Annotated in this window: 13 protein-coding genes and 2 tRNA genes; 8 read left to right on the top strand and 7 right to left on the bottom strand. The window is 50.6% G+C overall.

Going from position 1 to position 16,782, the window contains the following annotated elements:
- Positions 1–278 precede the first annotated feature (278 nt).
- Positions 279–1,904, top strand: a complete 1,626-nt coding sequence (locus CBE72_RS11965; RefSeq protein WP_100143706.1) for a phosphoethanolamine transferase — start codon at positions 279–281, stop codon at positions 1,902–1,904.
- Positions 1,905–1,979: 75 nt separating this feature from the next.
- Here the strand turns inward: CBE72_RS11965 and CBE72_RS11960 are convergent, their stop codons facing one another.
- The 4 genes from CBE72_RS11960 to CBE72_RS11945 form a co-directional block, all read right to left on the bottom strand.
- Positions 1,980–4,682: a bifunctional acetate--CoA ligase family protein/GNAT family N-acetyltransferase gene (locus CBE72_RS11960; protein WP_100143705.1), complete on the bottom strand. Its 2,703-nt coding sequence runs from the start codon at positions 4,680–4,682 to the stop codon at positions 1,980–1,982.
- 223 nt (positions 4,683–4,905) lie between these two features.
- Positions 4,906–4,982: transfer RNA gene (locus CBE72_RS11955), tRNA-Val, on the bottom strand.
- Between the two features lie 36 nt (positions 4,983–5,018).
- Positions 5,019–5,095: transfer RNA gene (locus CBE72_RS11950), tRNA-Val, on the bottom strand.
- A 138-nt stretch (positions 5,096–5,233) separates the two neighbouring features.
- Complete coding sequence (locus CBE72_RS11945) at positions 5,234–6,610, bottom strand: MATE family efflux transporter (protein ID WP_100143704.1); 1,377 nt, start codon at positions 6,608–6,610, stop codon at positions 5,234–5,236.
- 33 nt (positions 6,611–6,643) lie between these two features.
- Between CBE72_RS11945 and CBE72_RS11940 the strand changes: the two genes are divergently transcribed.
- Positions 6,644–7,258: a riboflavin synthase subunit alpha gene (locus CBE72_RS11940; protein WP_100143703.1), complete on the top strand. Its 615-nt coding sequence runs from the start codon at positions 6,644–6,646 to the stop codon at positions 7,256–7,258.
- Between the two features lie 65 nt (positions 7,259–7,323).
- Here CBE72_RS11940 and CBE72_RS11935 read toward each other — a convergent pair whose 3' ends face one another.
- Complete coding sequence (locus CBE72_RS11935; protein ID WP_025009725.1) at positions 7,324–7,524, bottom strand: CPXCG motif-containing cysteine-rich protein; 201 nt, start codon at positions 7,522–7,524, stop codon at positions 7,324–7,326.
- A gap of 271 nt (positions 7,525–7,795) precedes the next feature.
- Between CBE72_RS11935 and thrS the strand changes: the two genes are divergently transcribed.
- From thrS to rplT, 4 genes are all read left to right on the top strand, one after another.
- Positions 7,796–9,724, top strand: coding sequence for a threonine--tRNA ligase (gene thrS / locus CBE72_RS11930; protein WP_100143702.1), 1,929 nt, complete (start codon positions 7,796–7,798; stop codon positions 9,722–9,724).
- 3 nt (positions 9,725–9,727) lie between these two features.
- Entirely contained in the window at positions 9,728–10,270 is a 543-nt protein-coding gene (gene infC, locus CBE72_RS11925) for a translation initiation factor IF-3 (protein ID WP_100143701.1), read from the top strand.
- 84 nt (positions 10,271–10,354) lie between these two features.
- A complete protein-coding gene (rpmI, locus tag CBE72_RS11920) occupies positions 10,355–10,549 on the top strand; it encodes a 50S ribosomal protein L35 (protein ID WP_025009728.1) in 195 nt (64 codons plus the stop codon).
- A gap of 17 nt (positions 10,550–10,566) precedes the next feature.
- A complete protein-coding gene (gene rplT / locus CBE72_RS11915; RefSeq protein ID WP_025009729.1) occupies positions 10,567–10,926 on the top strand; it encodes a 50S ribosomal protein L20 in 360 nt (119 codons plus the stop codon).
- A 141-nt stretch (positions 10,927–11,067) separates the two neighbouring features.
- Here rplT and trxB read toward each other — a convergent pair whose 3' ends face one another.
- Together trxB and ald are read right to left on the bottom strand one after the other, a co-directional pair.
- Positions 11,068–12,021, bottom strand: a complete 954-nt coding sequence (gene trxB / locus CBE72_RS11910; protein WP_100143700.1) for a thioredoxin-disulfide reductase — start codon at positions 12,019–12,021, stop codon at positions 11,068–11,070.
- Between the two features lie 139 nt (positions 12,022–12,160).
- On the bottom strand, positions 12,161–13,276 hold the full coding sequence (gene ald / locus CBE72_RS11905) for an alanine dehydrogenase (protein WP_100143699.1): 1,116 nt from the start codon (positions 13,274–13,276) through the stop codon (positions 12,161–12,163).
- Positions 13,277–13,456: 180 nt separating this feature from the next.
- On the opposite strand from ald, the gene lrp reads away from it, so the two are divergent.
- Together lrp and CBE72_RS11895 are read left to right on the top strand one after the other, a co-directional pair.
- Positions 13,457–13,960 carry a leucine-responsive transcriptional regulator Lrp gene (gene lrp / locus CBE72_RS11900; RefSeq protein ID WP_100143698.1) on the top strand — a complete coding sequence of 168 codons (504 nt, stop codon included), beginning with the start codon at positions 13,457–13,459 and terminating at the stop codon, positions 13,958–13,960.
- Between the two features lie 195 nt (positions 13,961–14,155).
- A complete protein-coding gene (locus CBE72_RS11895; RefSeq protein ID WP_100143697.1) occupies positions 14,156–16,765 on the top strand; it encodes a DNA translocase FtsK in 2,610 nt (869 codons plus the stop codon).
- Positions 16,766–16,782 lie beyond the last annotated feature (17 nt).

The following is a 16,782-nucleotide window of genomic DNA, read 5'->3' as shown; positions in this document are numbered from 1 at the left end:
GATCACATTATTATAAAGATTGCATTTGACTAATTTACATTTGTGTCAGTTTTTTGTAGAACCTCTCCTAATGCACCCACTAAGTATCTTGCTCTCTCTTTAGCTATGCCTGTTTAGCGCAACGCCGAGATTATTCGGTATGTCGCCAGGTATAAAAAAATTTCGCCCAGGAACCTCCTCTGATTGGTAAGGGAACCTTAAGATAGAGTGGCTATATTAATATTTTGATTATTTGGTTAACATTTTGTAACCAGCGTGGTTTTAACCGTCATTTAGGAATGAGTGTGCTGAATCCCATCTCTGTTAATCGCCTGACCTTTGTTCTGGCACTGTTTTTTGTGGCCGTATTCAATGTGCCTTTTTTTACCATAGTCAAGCAGGGGCTTGAGAATCAAGCACATGTCGACCCTCTGTTTGTGGCGACCATCCCTATCTTCTTGATCTCGGCCTTGGGGATCTTGTTTTCCCTGTTCAGTTTTAAATATATTCTCAAGCCTTTCTTTATGGTGTTGTTGCTGTGTTCATCGGGGGTATTTTTTGCCGCATTCAAGTATGGTGTGGTATTCGATACCGGCATGATCGAAAACACCTTTCAGACCAACAGCGCCGAAGCGCTGACTTATGTTAACTGGGCATCGGCGCTTAACCTGTGTCTGACCGGCGTGCTGCCAGCGTTGCTCTTATATCGCATCCAAATAGACTATAAACCCATAGGCAAGGAGCTGGCATATAAGGCGCTGTACATCATAGCGAATGTCATCATCATAGTGGTGATCGCCTTTTTCTATATGCAGAATTATCTGGCTTTTGGTCGCAATAATGATGAGATTAAACGTTACATTGTGCCCACCTATTTTGTTGGCTCGGCGGCTAAATACATCAATCAACATTACCTGCAACAGCCGCTCGAATATCAAAAGTTGGGGACAGATGCCAAGCAGGTAAAAGCAACCGGTGAAACTAAACCCAGACTGATGGTGCTGGTGGTCGGTGAAACCGCCCGGGCACAAAATTACCAATACTATGGCTACGATAGGTCAACCAATGTCTACACCAAGGCGATTTCACCGCTGATCTTCGGCGATGTCAGCTCCTGTGGCACGGCCACGGCAGTGTCTTTACCCTGTATGTTTTCCCGTATGAACCGGGAAGATTATGACTCCCGAATTGCCAAGGCTCAGGATACTGTTGTGGATGTACTCAACTATGCCGGTGTGAAAGTGCAGTGGTTTGATAACGACAGCGGCTGTAAAGGTGTGTGTGACAGGGTAGAAAACAAGCTGATAGCACTGAATGCCGACCCCAAGCTATGCGATGGTCAGTTTTGTCAGGATCAGGTACTGCTTGATGAACTCAAACAAGCCTTGTTGCAGCCGAACAATGGTCAGGATCGCTTGATAGTGTTGCATATCATCGGCAGTCACGGACCGACCTATTATCTGCGCTACCCCGAGCAATTTCGTCGCTTTACCCCGGATTGCCAGCGCAGCGACATTCAGAACTGCAGCCGCGAGCAGCTCACCAACACTTACGACAACACGATTCTGTATACCGACTATATCGTCTCTCAGGTGGTCGAACAGCTTAAGGGCAGCAGGAGTGATTATGATACGGCGATGATGTATCTGTCCGATCACGGTGAGTCTCTGGGCGAAAAGGGTATGTACCTGCATGGTTCTCCTTATGCCATAGCCCCCAGAGAGCAGACTCAGATCCCTTGGATGGCCTGGTTTTCTCAGCCGTTCAAGCAGCAACTGGGGCTGAATGAGGATTGTCTGGCGAAGGAAGCCGCCGCCAAGCGTGTTTCCCACGACAACCTGTTTGATACGCTGTTGGGACTCTTCGATGTCAGTAGCAAGGTTTATCAGCCTGAGTTGGACTTGATTGCCCTTTGTCGTCGCTGAGACAGTCAACTCAAATGTTCAATAACCCGGCACTGGCCGGGTTATTGGTTTTTTAGGTGTAAAATAAGCGGAGTCCTACGTTTCCTTGCCGGGCAGTTCCATGTGCATCTTGATCAGATGTTCTTCCATATCAAAAGTAACTGTAAAACCAAGACTCTTGGCAAGGCTCGCCATATTGCGGTTTTCAAACATGGTGAAGCCGGTTAACACCTGAGTGCCCGTAGTGCGGTAGTAGTTAATCAGCTTTTCCAACAACAATTTGCCTATGCCGATCCCCTGATGAGAACTGCGAACTGCCATGGCAAATTCCGCTTCTGTGTTGTCCGGATCGATTGAGGCTCGCACCGCGCCCAAGGTTTCCTCTTCACCATTTTCATCTCTTATGGTGGCGATAAACGCCATCTCACGGGCGTAATCTATCTGGGTCAGTACCGCCATCTCTTCGTGGGTCATACGCGAGCGCACCCCGAAATAGCGCTTGTATCTGTCTTCATCAGTCAGCGAGTTGTCAAAGTCCAGATGCTTGGGTTCATCTTCCGGTAGTATCGGCCGCAACATCACCTCAAGGCCGTTACGCAGTTTGGCTTTCTCTTCCAGCTCTTTGGGGTAGGGTTGAATCGCCAGTCGTCCGGCGTTATCCGTGACTTCCGGGTTCAGACGCAGATTGACATCCAAGAGAGTAATTTTCTCGCCCGCCGCCAATACAGGATTAAGATCCAGACTCTCGATTTCGGGGCAATCTATGATGAGCTGCGAAATCTGGGTCAACATCAGGCACAGGGCACGCATATCCAAGCCTTGGGGCAAGTGACGGTCGCGGATCTTTTGGGTCTTAAGTGCCTGGATAACCATATAACGTGCCAGCGCCATATTCAGCGGTGGCAAGGCGACGGCGGCGTCTCGGGTCGGTTCCCATTCTGATCCGCCTTCACCCAGCATGATGGCTGGGCCAAATACGGGATCGTTTATCACCGCAACTCTGAGCTCCTGTGCGCCGGCGGTAAGCGCCATTTTTTGCACTATCATGCCCTCGACCGAAGCGACGGGGTTAGCTGTGTGGACCCGCTCGACAATGGCCGCTGCGGCTTGATTGACCTCAGAAGCCGATGTGAGATTCAGCATCACTCCGTGAACGTCAGATTTATGCAAAATATCCGGCGACTGCACTTTCAAGGCGACCGGATAACCCGCCTTATCGGCAATGGCCACGGCCTCGGCAGCGTCTTTAGCGAACCAGGTATCTATGGTATCCAAGCCATAGGCGTTGAGAATATTGCTGGCATCATGGGTTTCCAGCACTCGTTTCCCTTTGGCAATGGCTTGCTGCAACAGGCTTCTGGCGGTCGCACTGTCTGTTGGGATAGTGTCAGGTATAGATTGCGGTACCTCCTGCAGCAGTTTTTGGTTACGGCGATATTCCACCATATGCATAAAAGCGCGCACGGCGCCCTCGGGAGTACGATAAGTGGGGATACTCGCCTTGGAAAAGTGTTTTCGAGCCCGGTAAGCGGCATCTTCGCCGCTCCAGTTGGTAAGTATGCTTACCCGATTACGTTTCGGGTGTTGCTTGATGGTTTCAATCAAGGCATCGGCGATGGTAACGCTTTCACCGAGGGCCGAGGGGGAGTGCAATACCAAGATGGCGTCCAGCTCATCGCTATCCATCAACACAGACAGCGCCTGGCTGTAACGCTCGGCATCGGCATCACCTATGATGTCCACCGGGTTTTGCCCGGACCAGGTAGAGGGCAACAGCTGAGAGAGTTTCTCCAGGGTGGCTTCGGACAATTGTGCTAACTTGCCACCCTTGAGTACCAGTTCATCCACCGCCAGCACGGCCGGGCCGCCACCGTTGGAAAGAATACACAGGCGCTCGCCATTCAGTGGGTTGAGGTGAGCCAGACTCTCGAGTGCTGCAAACAATTCAACCAAGTCGGTGACTCGGAGCATACCGGCGCGGCGAAAGGCGGCCTCGTAGACGGCGTCATTACCGGCAATGCCACCTGTGTGTAGTTTGGCGGCATTGCCACCCTCGGCGCTGCGGCCGGATTTGATCACCAAAATAGGTTTATGGCGGGCTGCGGCTCTGGCTGCCGACAGGAAGTGGCGCTTCTCATTGACCGAATCTATATAAAGCATGATGGCGCTGGTGCGGGAATCGCGGCCGAGAAAATCCAGCAATTCATCGAAGTCTATGTCTGTGGCATCGCCGAGAGAAATAAAGGAAGAGAAACCGATCCCTTTGTTGTTGGCCCAGTCGAGTACTGTGGTGCAGATGGCCGCCGATTGGGATACAAAGGCGATTTTGCCGGGCAGGGCACCGGCATGGGCCAGGCTGGCATTGAGTCCTTGGGGTGGCAACATCATCCCCAAACTGTTGGGACCGAGGATCCGCATGCCGTAACGTCTGGCGTTGGCTTGAGTCAGTTCAAGCAGGTTTTCGCCTTGTTCATTGAGTTCATCGGCCATGCCGGAGGCCATGATAATCGCCACTTTGCAGCCAAATTGTGCCAGGGTTTCAACAATGGCCGGTACACTGGCGGCACGGGTACAGATGATGGCCAAGTCTGGTTTGATCGGCAAAGACTCAATATTGGGATAAGCCAGCACGCCCATAACCGCGTTATATTTGGGGGTGACCGGCATAATAGGGCCGGCAAAGCCGCCCGAGAGCAAGTTCTTCATTACCACATTGCCTGCGCGTTTATCCTGATTGGACGCGCCAATGACGGCGATGGATCCGGGTTTGAACAGCGTGTGCAGAGTACGTTGGCTCATGGATTTCCCTGTCGGCAAAGGACTTTGGTTTATGTCCCATGATTCCACGGCCGGAGAAAGTAAGCAATATACAAAAAGTCGGGCTTGAATTACAAAAATATTATTCAGTAGAGGGGCTTACTCATACTGGGGTATACAGAGATGGTTACAGCAGAAAATGGCAGCTCGAATAGAATAAGAGGGAAATTTTAGGCATAAAAAAACCTGCTTGAAGCAGGTTGCTTGGTACACCCGAGTGGACTCGAACCACCGACCCCTACCATGTCAAGGTAGTGCTCTAACCAACTGAGCTACGGGTGTATCGCATGATTTTCATTTTTGAAAATCTGAAGATATTGGTACACCCGAGTGGACTCGAACCACCGACCCCTACCATGTCAAGGTAGTGCTCTAACCAACTGAGCTACGGGTGTACTGTGTTTTTCAGGCTGTCGCCCTCGAACGAGCGCTATATTAAGGGCGAGCAGCCGCTAGTTGCAAGTAAAAAAACACAAATTTTCATTGAGTGGCGAATTGCTGCACAACTTGCTGCAGCTTTGATCGCTTTTGGTTCAATGTGTAGCCTCATCTGAGATAACTTCAAACTGTTTACCGCTTTTCTGGATATATCTCAGGCGGATAGCAAAGAGTATCGCAGCAACAGTCAAACCGGCGATAAGCCCAATCCAGAATCCATGAGCCCCCATGGCGGGTGCCAATAAGTCGGTATACGCCAATACATAACCTAGGGTCATCCCCACGGCCCAATAGGCAAACAGGGTGATGAAAAAGGCGCTGCGGGTATCCTTGTAGCCACGCAATGCTCCGGCTGCCACCACCTGCACTGAATCGGACAACTGATATAGAGCAGCCATTAGCATCAGACTGCCGGCCAGAGTAACCACTTCGGGGTTGTCGTTATAGAGCAGGGCAATCTCATACCTGAATAGCACGGTTAATATGGCCGTGAGCATGGCCAGAGAGAAGGCGATGGATAATCCCACTTTAGTCACCAAGGCCGATACATCACTCTGGCCGCGCCCCAGGTAATAACCGACCCGAATAGAAACGGCTATGCCGATGGAGAGTGGCAACATAAACACTATCGAGGAGAAGTTCAGCGCGATTTGGTGACCGGCCACGACAGTGGCACCGAGAGGCGCCAGTAAGAGGGCTATCACCGCAAAGAGGCTGACTTCAAAGAATAGCGCCATGGCAATAGGCATACCCAGTTTTGTCATCTCAACAATGGTGCGTAAATGAGGTTTATGAAATGCCTTGAACGGCGCCAGTTCGGCAAAGCGTTTATGCCACTGCATATAGATGACCATGGCCAGCAGCATAGCCCAGAATACCAGGGCAGTAGCCACACCACAGCCGGCGCCGCCCATGGCGGGCATGCCGAAGTGACCATTGATAAAGATATAGTTGGCCGGGATATTCACCGCCAGACCGACAAAGCCGATAATCATGGTCGGCAGGGTATAGGATATTCCTTCACTGCAGCCCCTGAGTACTTGATAGAGTACAAAGGCCGGTGCACCCCAGAGAATACCGTCAAGATAACCTATGCTCAATCGCTTGAGCTCAGGTTCCAGTTCCATCCAATCCAAAATATGTGGCGCAGATGCCAGAAACAGCATCACACCCAGGGCCCCGATTATGGCAATATAGGCAGCTTGAAAGGCAAGTGGTTGAATTGCCTTTTGGTTGTTTGCGCCATGATGGTGAGCAAACATAGGCGTAAATGCCAGCAACAGGCCTTGAACGAACAGTATGGCCGGTAGCCAGAGACTGGTTCCGACAGCAACGGCTGCCATGTCGACAGCACTGACTCTGCCGGCCATCAGGGTGTCGATAAACCCCATCATGGTCTGGGTAAGCTGTGCAATAAGCACAGGCAGAGCCAATTGAATTAAGCGTTTGGCCTGAAAGCCGGTGTGATTCATGAAAGCAGCCCTAACAACTAAGCGAGTGAGAAAATGTTTACAGGTATTGTTCAAGCCAAGTGTGAAATCCTGGCGATCGAGAAAAAGCCCGGGCTAAATACCCTCGAAGTCGCTCTGCCCCCCGCCTTGTGCGAAGGGTTGGAAATTGGAGCGAGTGTCGCCAACAACGGCGTTTGCCTGACGGTAACCCAGCTTGCTGATGATAGGGCGTTTTTTGATGTAATGGAAGAGACTCTGGCGGTGACTAACCTGGTCGGACTTAAGGTAGGCGACAAGGTTAACATAGAGAGGTCACTCAAGTTTGGTGCCGAGCTTGGGGGGCACATTCTCTCCGGCCATGTGCATACACAGGCGCAGTTGGTACGGCTAGATGTCAGTGACAGCCATTACAATATGCAACTGGAAATAGCCGAAGAATGGTTGAAGTACATTTTCTACAAGGGCTTCATCGGTATCAATGGTTGCAGTCTTACTATTGGTGAAGTCAAAGGCAATCGCTTTATGCTGCATCTTATTCCTGAGACTCTCAGGCTGACCAATCTAGAGGATTATCGGGAAGGGGATTGGTTGAATATTGAAATCGATACTCAGACCCAAACGATAGTAGATACGGTCGAGCGCGTATTAGCTCAACGACACCAGGCTTAATTGTCGCTGATACACTTCATTCGCGGCCGCACTCGTCCTATATAAGCAGCTTGAAACGTTTTTTTTCAGTAGAGCTGTTCGTCATCGCCATCGACGTACAGCTCTATCATGTGCCTCTGGTCATTGATGTGCATCCGCATATGAATAGGGTTGCAACATACCCGGCAATCATTATAAAACTCCTGATCGCCGCCGCTGGCGTCGAGCTCCACTTTTTGATGGTGGCCACAATGGGGGCAGCAAATAGTTTGACTCTTGAGTTGCATGGCTTCCTCCTTTGTCCGGTAGCGCTATGCCCTTTGGACGATAGAACTTCATATCACAACACAGTTCAAGTATAGCCCCAGGCTGTGAGCAAAAGCTTATCCCTTGAGTGTTTTTGGGTTGCGCTGGCAAGGGCTTATCCCGTAAAATTGCCAGCCTGCCCGGCGGAGACCTTAAGGCTCCTGTACTGCCTTAACTCAAGGGCTAAAACCCTCTTTTTCATTGATAACCAAGTGGCCCTACGTGTGGGTCACCACTGGACAAGGAATTTTCATGCCTGTAATTACACTTCCCGATGGGAGCAAGCGCGAGTTTGCCAACCCAGTCTCTACACTCGATGTTGCTGCTGATATTGGTCCTGGTCTGGCGAAAGCCTGTATTGCCGGACGAGTCAACGGCGAGTTAAAAGATGCCTGTGATCTGATCGAAACAGATGCAGAACTGTCGATCATCACGGCCAAAGATGAAGAAGGGCTGGAAATCCTTCGTCACTCTTGCGCACACTTGTTGGGTCATGCGATCAAACAGCTGTGGCCTGAAACCAAGATGGCGATTGGTCCTGTTATCGATAACGGCTTCTACTATGACATCGACCTGGAACATAAACTGACCCAGGAAGATCTGGAAAAGCTTGAAAAGCGCATGCTGGAACTGGCCAAGACTAACTATGACGTGGTCAAGCGTGTGGTCAGCTGGCAGGAAGCCCGTGACACTTTCGAGTCTCGCGGCGAGCCCTACAAGATGGCGATCCTGGATGAGAACATCAGCCGAGATGCCACGCCGGCACTGTATCACCACGAAGAATACACAGATATGTGTCGTGGTCCCCATGTGCCCAACATGCGTTTTTGCCATTTCTTTAAGCTGATGAATGTTGCTGGTGCCTACTGGCGCGGTAATTCAGACAACAAGATGTTGCAGCGTATCTATGGTACTGCCTGGGCCGATAAGAAAGCGCTCAAGACTCATCTGACTCGTCTGGAAGAAGCCGCCAAGCGTGATCACCGCAAAATTGGCAAGCAGCTGGATCTGTACCACATGCAGGAAGAAGCGCCAGGTATGGTGTTCTGGCACAACGACGGCTGGAGTGTATTCCTTGAGCTTGAGCGTTTTATTCGCCAGAAGCTGAGTCAGTACGACTATCAGGAGGTGAAAGGCCCGCTGATGATGGACCGCGTGCTGTGGGAACGTTCAGGTCACTGGGATAAATACGCCGAGGCGATGTTTACAACCAGCAGCGAGAACCGCGAATACGCCGTCAAGCCGATGAACTGTCCTGGCCATGTGCAAATCTTCAACCAGGGCCTCAAGTCTTATCGCGATCTGCCGCTGCGGATGGCCGAGTTTGGCTGTTGTCACCGTAATGAGCCTTCGGGTGCCTTGCACGGCTTGATGCGAGTTCGTGGTTTTACCCAGGATGATGCGCACGTATTCTGTACTGAAGAGCAGGTGCAAGCCGAAGTCAGCAAGTGTATCAAGATGGTGTACGACACCTATTCCACTTTCGGCTTTAGCAATATTGTGGTTAAGCTTTCTACCCGTCCAGAGAAGCGTATCGGTGACGATGCCATGTGGGATAGGGCAGAAGAAGCTTTGAAACAAGCGCTGCGCAGCAACGATATCGAATTTGAAATACTCCCAGGTGAAGGTGCCTTCTACGGTCCTAAAATCGAGTTCACTCTGCATGACTGTCTGGACCGCGCTTGGCAGTGTGGTACAGTGCAGCTTGACTACGCCTTGCCTGGACGCCTGGGCGCGACTTATGTTGCCGAAGACAACAGCCGTCAGACTCCAGTGATGATCCACCGTGCGATTTTGGGCTCTTTGGAGCGATTCCTCGGTATTCTCATTGAAGAGTTCGCCGGTCGCTTCCCAACCTGGCTGGCTCCTATGCAGGTTGTTGTTATGAACATAACAGATAAACAAGCGGATTATGTTGAAGAAGTAGTCGAATTCTTCAAGGAACAGGGCATACGTGCCTCTAAAGACTTGAGGAATGAAAAAATAGGCTTTAAAATACGCGAGCACACTTTGAGGCGGGTTCCTTATTTGCTGGTCATAGGTGATCAGGAGATGGAAAATCGGGAAGTCGCTGTGCGTACCCGAGACGGAGTAGACTTAGGTAAGATGCGAATCGATGATTTCGCCGCTAAGGTCAAGCAACAAATTTCGCTCCGTAGTCTTGAATTGTTGGAGGATTAGGTCATAAAGATCAAAAAATCAGCAGGCCGTCAGGCGGCCCCGAATAGAATCAATGAAGAAATTACCGGCGTACCTGAGGTACGTTTGAATGGCGCAGATGGTGAAGCCATTGGTATCGTCAGCATCAAAGAGGCTCAGGAAGTAGCCGATGAAGCAGGTCTGGATCTGGTAGAGATCAGTCCTAATGCTGAGCCGCCTGTATGCCGTATCATGGACTACGGTAAATATCTGTTCGACAAGGCTAAAGCCCAAAAAGAACAGAAGAAGAAGCAGAAACAGATCCAGGTGAAGGAAGTTAAATTCCGCCCTGGTACTGATGAAAACGACTATCAGGTAAAACTACGCAACCTGATTCGTTTTCTAGAAGATGGGGACAAAGCGAAAGTCACGCTGCGTTTCCGCGGACGCGAAATGGCACACCAGAACCTGGGTATGGATCTTTTGAACCGTATCAAGGCCGATCTGGAAGAGTATGCGGTTGTTGAATCCTTCCCGAAAATGGAAGGTCGACAAGCCATCATGGTGCTGGCGCCCAAGAAGAAATAGCAGGGCAACCCTGAAAAGTAGCAAAGGTCTACGGGCCTTTGCTCGCCTTGCGTTTTATTAATATCCCAATGCGGAGTTTTAGTAATGCCTAAAATGAAAACCGACAAGGGTGTAGCGAAGCGTTTTAAGAAAACCGCCAATGGTTTCAAGCGTAAGCAAGCCCATCTGCGTCACATCCTGACCAAGAAGAGCACCAAGCGTAAGCGTCATCTGCGCGCCAAGTGTTTAGTTGCCAAAGCTGACGTGCCTATGATTGCACGCCAACTGCCATACGCTTAATTAGGAGGAATTGAAAAATGCCAAGAGTTAAGCGTGGTGTAACTGCACGTGCTCGTCACAAGAAAGTTCTGAAACTTGCCAAAGGTTACTACGGTGCCCGTTCACGTACTTTCCGTGTAGCGGTACAAGCTGTAACCAAAGCAGGTCAATATGCTTACCGTGACCGCCGCCAGAAGAAGCGTCAATTCCGTCAACTGTGGATTGCACGTATCAATGCGGCTTCTCGTCAGAATGGTCTTTCATACAGCCGTTTCATCAACGGTCTGAAAAAGGCGTCTATCGAAATCGATCGTAAGATTTTGGCAGACATCGCTGTATTCGACAAAGTAGTGTTTGCTACTCTGGTAGAAAAAGCGAAGGAAGCACTGGCAAACTAATCTCTCAGGAGATGAGTTGAAGTTGCTGTTAAAAAGGGACCTTGGGTCCCTTTTTTCATTTTTGTGATTTGTTTATGTTTCAATGTCTCAGACAAAAAAAGCCAGTCATCAATGACTGGCTTTTCAGTTTGTTGGCGGAGCTTATTTCTGAGCATCCAGGAAGCGCTCGGCGTCCAGAGCCGCCATACACCCGGTACCGGCTGAGGTGATGGCCTGACGATAGTGCTGATCCATCACATCGCCGGCGGCAAATACGCCCTTGATGCTGGTTTGGGTGGCATTGCCATTGAGGCCACTTTCAACCTTGATGTAACCGTTATTCATTTCCAACTGGCCTTCAAAAATACCTGTGTTGGGGCTGTGACCAATGGCAACAAACACTCCGGCCACTTCCAAATCGGAAATACTACCGTCTTTGGTGCTTTTCATCTTGAGTCCGGTCACGCCCATGGCATCGCCAGTCACTTCATCGAGAGTCTGATCTAGGTGCAAAATGATATTGCCATTTTCGACCTTATCCATCAGACGATCGATGAGGATTTTCTCAGAGCGGAAGCTGTCACGGCGATGGATCAGGTGCACTTCAGCTGCGATGTTGGAAAGGTAGAGCGCTTCTTCAACCGCTGTGTTACCACCGCCGATGACGGCCACTTTCTGATTGCGATAGAAAAAACCGTCACAGGTGGCACAAGCAGATACACCACGTCCCTTGAAGGCTTCTTCAGATGGCAGACCGAGATACTTGGCGGATGCGCCTGTGGCTATGATCAGCGCATCGCAGGTGTACTCACCGTTGTCACCTTTCAAGGTGAAAGGACGCTGTTGCAGGTCAACTTCATTAATATGATCGAAGATGATTTCGGTATCAAACTTCTCGGCATGCTTTTGCATCCGTTCCATCAGCGCCGGCCCCGTGAGGCCTTCGGCATCGCCGGGCCAGTTCTCGACCTCTGTTGTCGTGGTCAACTGGCCACCCTGTTGGATGCCAGTGATCATCACAGGCTTGAGGTTGGCACGGGCAGCATAAACGGCTGCGGTATAGCCTGCTGGGCCTGACCCTAATATCAATAAGTTACAATGTTTGGCTTGGCTCATTTTATTCTCCCTGCCTTGGCAAATTGCAGCGATTGTAGGTAATTTACCCCTAGGGGTAAAGCGCCTGGGATAGAATCTTTTAGATTGGCTTAATCGAAAAAGGAGCCCTCGGGCTCCTTTAAAACGACAGCGGATCTATTTACTGTAACAGTTCGCTGGCCGCGGTATAAGCCATATTGTGAGCTTCGGCGACCTCTTTACAAGTGATCTTACCGTGCATCACGTTAAGACCGTTCAGCAGATGCTTGTCAGACAAGAGCGCGTCGCGGTAACCCAAGCGGGCCAGCTTAAGAATGTAGGGCAGGGTGGCGTTATTCAGCGCGAAGGTGGAGGTACGCGCCACAGCGCCCGGCATATTGGCCACACAGTAGTGCACCACATCATCAACGATATAGGTAGGATCCTGGTGGGTGGTGGCATGAGAGGTTTCCACACAACCTCCTTGATCTATGGCGACATCCACTATGGCGGCACCTGGCTTCATCTTCTTGACATGTTCACGGGTAACCAGCTTGGGCGCTGCGGCGCCGGGGATCAATACGCCTCCTATGACCAGATCGGCTTGCAATACATGTTTTTCAATGGCATCGGCCGTTGAATAGATGGCCTTAACCTTGGAGCCAAATTGTACGTTCAAACGACGCAGTGCATCGATGGAGCGATCCAGCACTACCACATCGGCGCCCATGCCCACCGCCATTTGCGCCGCATTGGTTCCTACCATGCCACCACCGATAATCACAACTTTCGCCGGTTCAACTCCGGGAACACCACCGAGTAGCATGCCTAAACCACCCATGGATTTTTCCAGCGCCATCGCCCCGGCCTGGATAGACATGCGTCCGGCCACTTCCGACATGGGAGCCAATAAAGGTAAGCCACCACGGTCATCGGTAACTGTTTCATAAGCAATACAAACAGCGCCGCTATTGACCAATTCTTCGGTCTGGGGCAGATCGGGGGCAAGGTGCAGATAGGTAAAGAGGATCTGATCATGGCGCAACATGGCACGCTCTACGGCCTGCGGCTCTTTGACTTTGACTATCATCTCAGCCTTGGCGAAAACCTCTGCGGCCGTGTCCAAAATAGACGCACCGGCATCAATATAGTCCTGATCAGTAAAGCCAATTCCATTACCAGCATTCGTTTCGATAAAAACCTGATGACCATGCATAGTCAATTCGCGTACGCTGGACGGTACCATACCCACACGATATTCATGGTTTTTGATTTCCTTTGGAACACCAATTATCATTTTCGAGCCTCAATATACTAAAAAACCCACTTTTAATGGGCATAATTGTTATTTTATAGTGACCTGAACGTGATCAATTCAGGAAAGTCTAGTATAGTATTGCCCGGGCAGATTATGCTGCTAAACTTGTGACATACGCAAAATTAAATGTTGTTTTAGTGATAAAACAAGGTTAAAAATATGGTAAATAATAAAAAGAGTCCAGTAAAAGACTTGGATCGTATCGATCGTAACATTCTTAATGAACTGCAAATTGACGGTCGCATTTCCAACGTTGAGCTTTCCAAACGTGTTGGTTTGAGTCCAACACCCTGTCTTGAACGCGTTAAGCGTCTTGAAAAACAAGGCTACATTAACGGTTATACCGCATTGGTCAATCCGCACTTTTTAGGTGCATCCTTGCTAGTGTTTGTCGAGATCACCCTCAATAGAGATACACCGGAAGTCTTCGATAAGTTTAATCGTGCCGTACAGCTTTTGGATGATATTCAAGAATGTCACCTGGTATCGGGCGACTTCGATTATCTGCTCAAGACCCGGGTGTCCGATATGTCTGCTTATCGCAAATTGCTCGGTGAAACCCTCTTAAAATTGCCTTCAGTATCCGATACCCGCACCTATGTGGTGATGGAAGAGGTGAAACAAACCAGTAAAGTGGCCATAGGTATTTCTGCTGAAGTTTGATAGCGGTTTCGTTTCTTGGATAAGGAGTCTATGAGGCTCCTTTTTCATCACTGCTGTGTACTTTTTGGACCAGATAAGTTTTCCGGCATAAAAAAACTTTTTGTCCGCCGCTTTCGCGGGCTTATTCGCTGCACATTCAGGTTGATTCTGGTATCTTAAATCCATCCGTTTTTCGTTTGCTTATGGAAATCGCATTTGTCTCAGGGAAATAGCGTCAGAACCCTCAGCGGCCTGCAACGTCTGCTGGAAGGGGGGCTTATTCTGTGCTGCATGATCGCCATCTATATACTGTTGGCGCTGGGCAGCTTTCATCCGGGCGATCCGGGCTGGAGTCAGTCTAACTATCAAGGAAAGATTGAGAATGTTACCGGTGCCGTAGGTGCTTGGCTGGCCGATGTCCTGTTTTATTTCTTTGGTTATACCGCCTATCTGATCCCCGTCATCATTGCCGGAACCGGTTGGTTGATCTTCAGGCGTGCTCACAAGTTGCTGGAAGTAGACTACTTCTCGGTCGGCTTGCGCTTGATAGGCTTCCTGTTGATGGTGCTGAGCCTTGCTGCCTTGGCCAGTATGAATGCCGGCGATATCTATGAATTTTCGGCCGGTGGTGTAGCTGGAGATGTAATAGCCCAGGCCATGTTGCCTTACTTTAATCAACTGGGGACCACACTGCTGCTACTCTGCTTTGTCGGTGCGGGCTTCACTCTGCTGACTGGAATAAGCTGGCTTACCATAGTCGAGCTTACCGGTTTTGCAACTATCTGGTGTTTTCGCAAGCTCAAACAGTTACCGGCACACCTGTCTGGCCCAAGAGAAACTGAAGATACCCGCGGCTTTATGTCGGTAGTGGACAAGTTCCGCCGCGAGCGGGGTGACCTTGAACCAGAAGAAGCGTTCGAAGAAGATGACGATGATGAGGTTATTGAAGCCCCCGTTAAGAAACCCGGGCTACTGAGTCGTTTCCGTAAAAAGGAGCAGCAAACTCTTGAGCGGGAAGCCGCGGAGATGGCCGATGAGAACTCTGATACTGAGCCCAAGCATCAGGGCAGGGTAGAGCCGGTGCTTTCGGTTGGCGTTGCCGGGACTGCGGTTGACAAGGCTGCGGGCATTTCCTCGGGCAATGCTGAAGATACGCCGCCTTGGCAGAATAACACCGAGGGAAGCGATACAATCGACTTCGACAAGCGTGCATCTACAGGGGCTATCAGTCATAAAGAGCGGCAATTGCAAACCCAGAAAGCCAGGGTTGAAAACGGCATTATTATTTTACCCGGTGAAGAAGGGGCTTCCAAAGAGCGTAAGCAACCTATGGATCCCTTGCCGAGCATCTCGCTGTTGGATGTGCCTAATCGCAAGAAGAACCCCATCAGTGAAGAAGAACTGGATCAGGTGGCACGCTTGGTGGAAAGCAAACTTGCTGACTTCAATATTACTGCGCAAGTAGTCGGAGTCTATCCTGGACCTGTGATCACCCGCTTTGAGCTGGACTTGGCTCCCGGGGTCAAGGCTTCAAAAATTTCCAACTTATCCAAAGATTTAGCCCGTTCTCTGCTGGCTGAAAGTGTGCGGGTGGTGGAGGTTATTCCGGGTAAGGCCTATGTGGGGCTGGAACTGCCCAACAAGTTCCGCGAAACTGTATTTATGCGTGATGTCCTCGATTGCCAGGCGTTCAAGGACAGTAAATCCAACCTCACCATGGTGCTGGGACAAGACATTGCCGGCGATCCGGTCGTGGTGGACTTGGCCAAGATGCCGCACCTTTTGGTGGCTGGTACCACAGGTTCGGGTAAGTCGGTCGGGGTCAACGTGATGATCACCAGTCTGCTGTATAAGTCCGGCCCGGAAGATGTGCGTTTTATCATGATAGATCCCAAGATGCTGGAGCTTTCTGTCTATGAAGGTATTCCGCATCTCTTGTGTGAAGTGGTTACGGATATGAAAGAGGCCGCCAATGCCCTGCGCTGGTGTGTGGGTGAGATGGAGCGGCGCTACAAACTGATGTCGGCGCTCGGGGTGCGTAACCTCAAGGGCTTTAACGCCAAAATCGCCGAGGCCAAGGCGGCTGGAACACCAATATGTGATCCGCTGTGGAAGTCCAACGAAAGCATGGAAGATACGGCGCCTGAACTCGACAAGTTGCCCTCTATCGTGGTTGTCGTGGACGAATTTGCCGACATGATGATGATAGTCGGTAAGAAAGTGGAAGAGCTGATTGCCCGTATCGCCCAGAAAGCCCGCGCTGCCGGTATACACCTGATTCTGGCGACCCAGCGCCCGTCTGTGGATGTGATAACAGGCCTTATCAAGGCCAACATTCCCACCCGCATCGCTTTCCAGGTTTCTTCCCGCATCGACTCGCGCACCATTTTGGATCAGCAAGGCGCCGAAACCCTGCTCGGGATGGGCGATATGCTTTATCTGCCCCCGGGGACCGGCGTGCCCAACCGGGTTCACGGTGCCTTTGTGGACGACCATGAGGTGCATGCGGTGGTTGCCGATTGGCATGCCCGCGGTAAGCCTCAATATATTGAAGAAATTCTTCAGGGAGCCAGTGACGGCGAACAGGTGTTGCTGCCCGGTGAAGCACCGGAAGGTGGCGAGGAGGAGCTGGATGCACTCTACGACGAAGCCGTGGCCTTTGTTACCGAAACCCGCCGCGGCTCTATCTCCAGTGTGCAGCGTAAGTTCAAGATAGGTTATAACCGCGCCGCTCGCATCATAGAGCAGATGGAACTTCAAGGGGTGGTCAGTGCCCAGGGCCATAATGGCAACCGCGAAGTATTGGCGCCACCGCCGCCAAGATAAGACAGATTTGAGGTACA

Origin of the sequence: Shewanella carassii, assembly GCF_002777975.1 — a bacterium.
GTDB classification, from domain to species: Bacteria; Pseudomonadota; Gammaproteobacteria; order Enterobacterales; family Shewanellaceae; genus Shewanella; species Shewanella carassii.
Note: the sequence above shows the minus strand (reverse complement) of the source record. Positions and strands in the feature narration are given on the sequence as shown.

What these genes read in the sequence shown, in the direction of transcription:
- CBE72_RS11960 (WP_100143705.1), bottom strand. Translation starts at nt 4,682, where the DNA reads ATGAGCCAACGTACTCTGCACACGCTGTTCAAACCCGGATCCATCGCC.
- CBE72_RS11935 (WP_025009725.1), bottom strand. Translation starts at nt 7,524, where the DNA reads ATGCAACTCAAGAGTCAAACTATTTGCTGCCCCCATTGTGGCCACCAT.
- trxB (WP_100143700.1), bottom strand. Translation starts at nt 12,021, where the DNA reads ATGAGCCAAGCCAAACATTGTAACTTATTGATATTAGGGTCAGGCCCA.
- rplT (WP_025009729.1), top strand. Translation starts at nt 10,567, where the DNA reads ATGCCAAGAGTTAAGCGTGGTGTAACTGCACGTGCTCGTCACAAGAAA.
- thrS (WP_100143702.1), top strand. Translation starts at nt 7,796, where the DNA reads ATGCCTGTAATTACACTTCCCGATGGGAGCAAGCGCGAGTTTGCCAAC.
- rpmI (WP_025009728.1), top strand. Translation starts at nt 10,355, where the DNA reads ATGCCTAAAATGAAAACCGACAAGGGTGTAGCGAAGCGTTTTAAGAAA.
- lrp (WP_100143698.1), top strand. Translation starts at nt 13,457, where the DNA reads ATGGTAAATAATAAAAAGAGTCCAGTAAAAGACTTGGATCGTATCGAT.
- ald (WP_100143699.1), bottom strand. Translation starts at nt 13,276, where the DNA reads ATGATAATTGGTGTTCCAAAGGAAATCAAAAACCATGAATATCGTGTG.
- CBE72_RS11940 (WP_100143703.1), top strand. Translation starts at nt 6,644, where the DNA reads ATGTTTACAGGTATTGTTCAAGCCAAGTGTGAAATCCTGGCGATCGAG.
- CBE72_RS11965 (WP_100143706.1), top strand. Translation starts at nt 279, where the DNA reads ATGAGTGTGCTGAATCCCATCTCTGTTAATCGCCTGACCTTTGTTCTG.
- CBE72_RS11945 (WP_100143704.1), bottom strand. Translation starts at nt 6,610, where the DNA reads ATGAATCACACCGGCTTTCAGGCCAAACGCTTAATTCAATTGGCTCTG.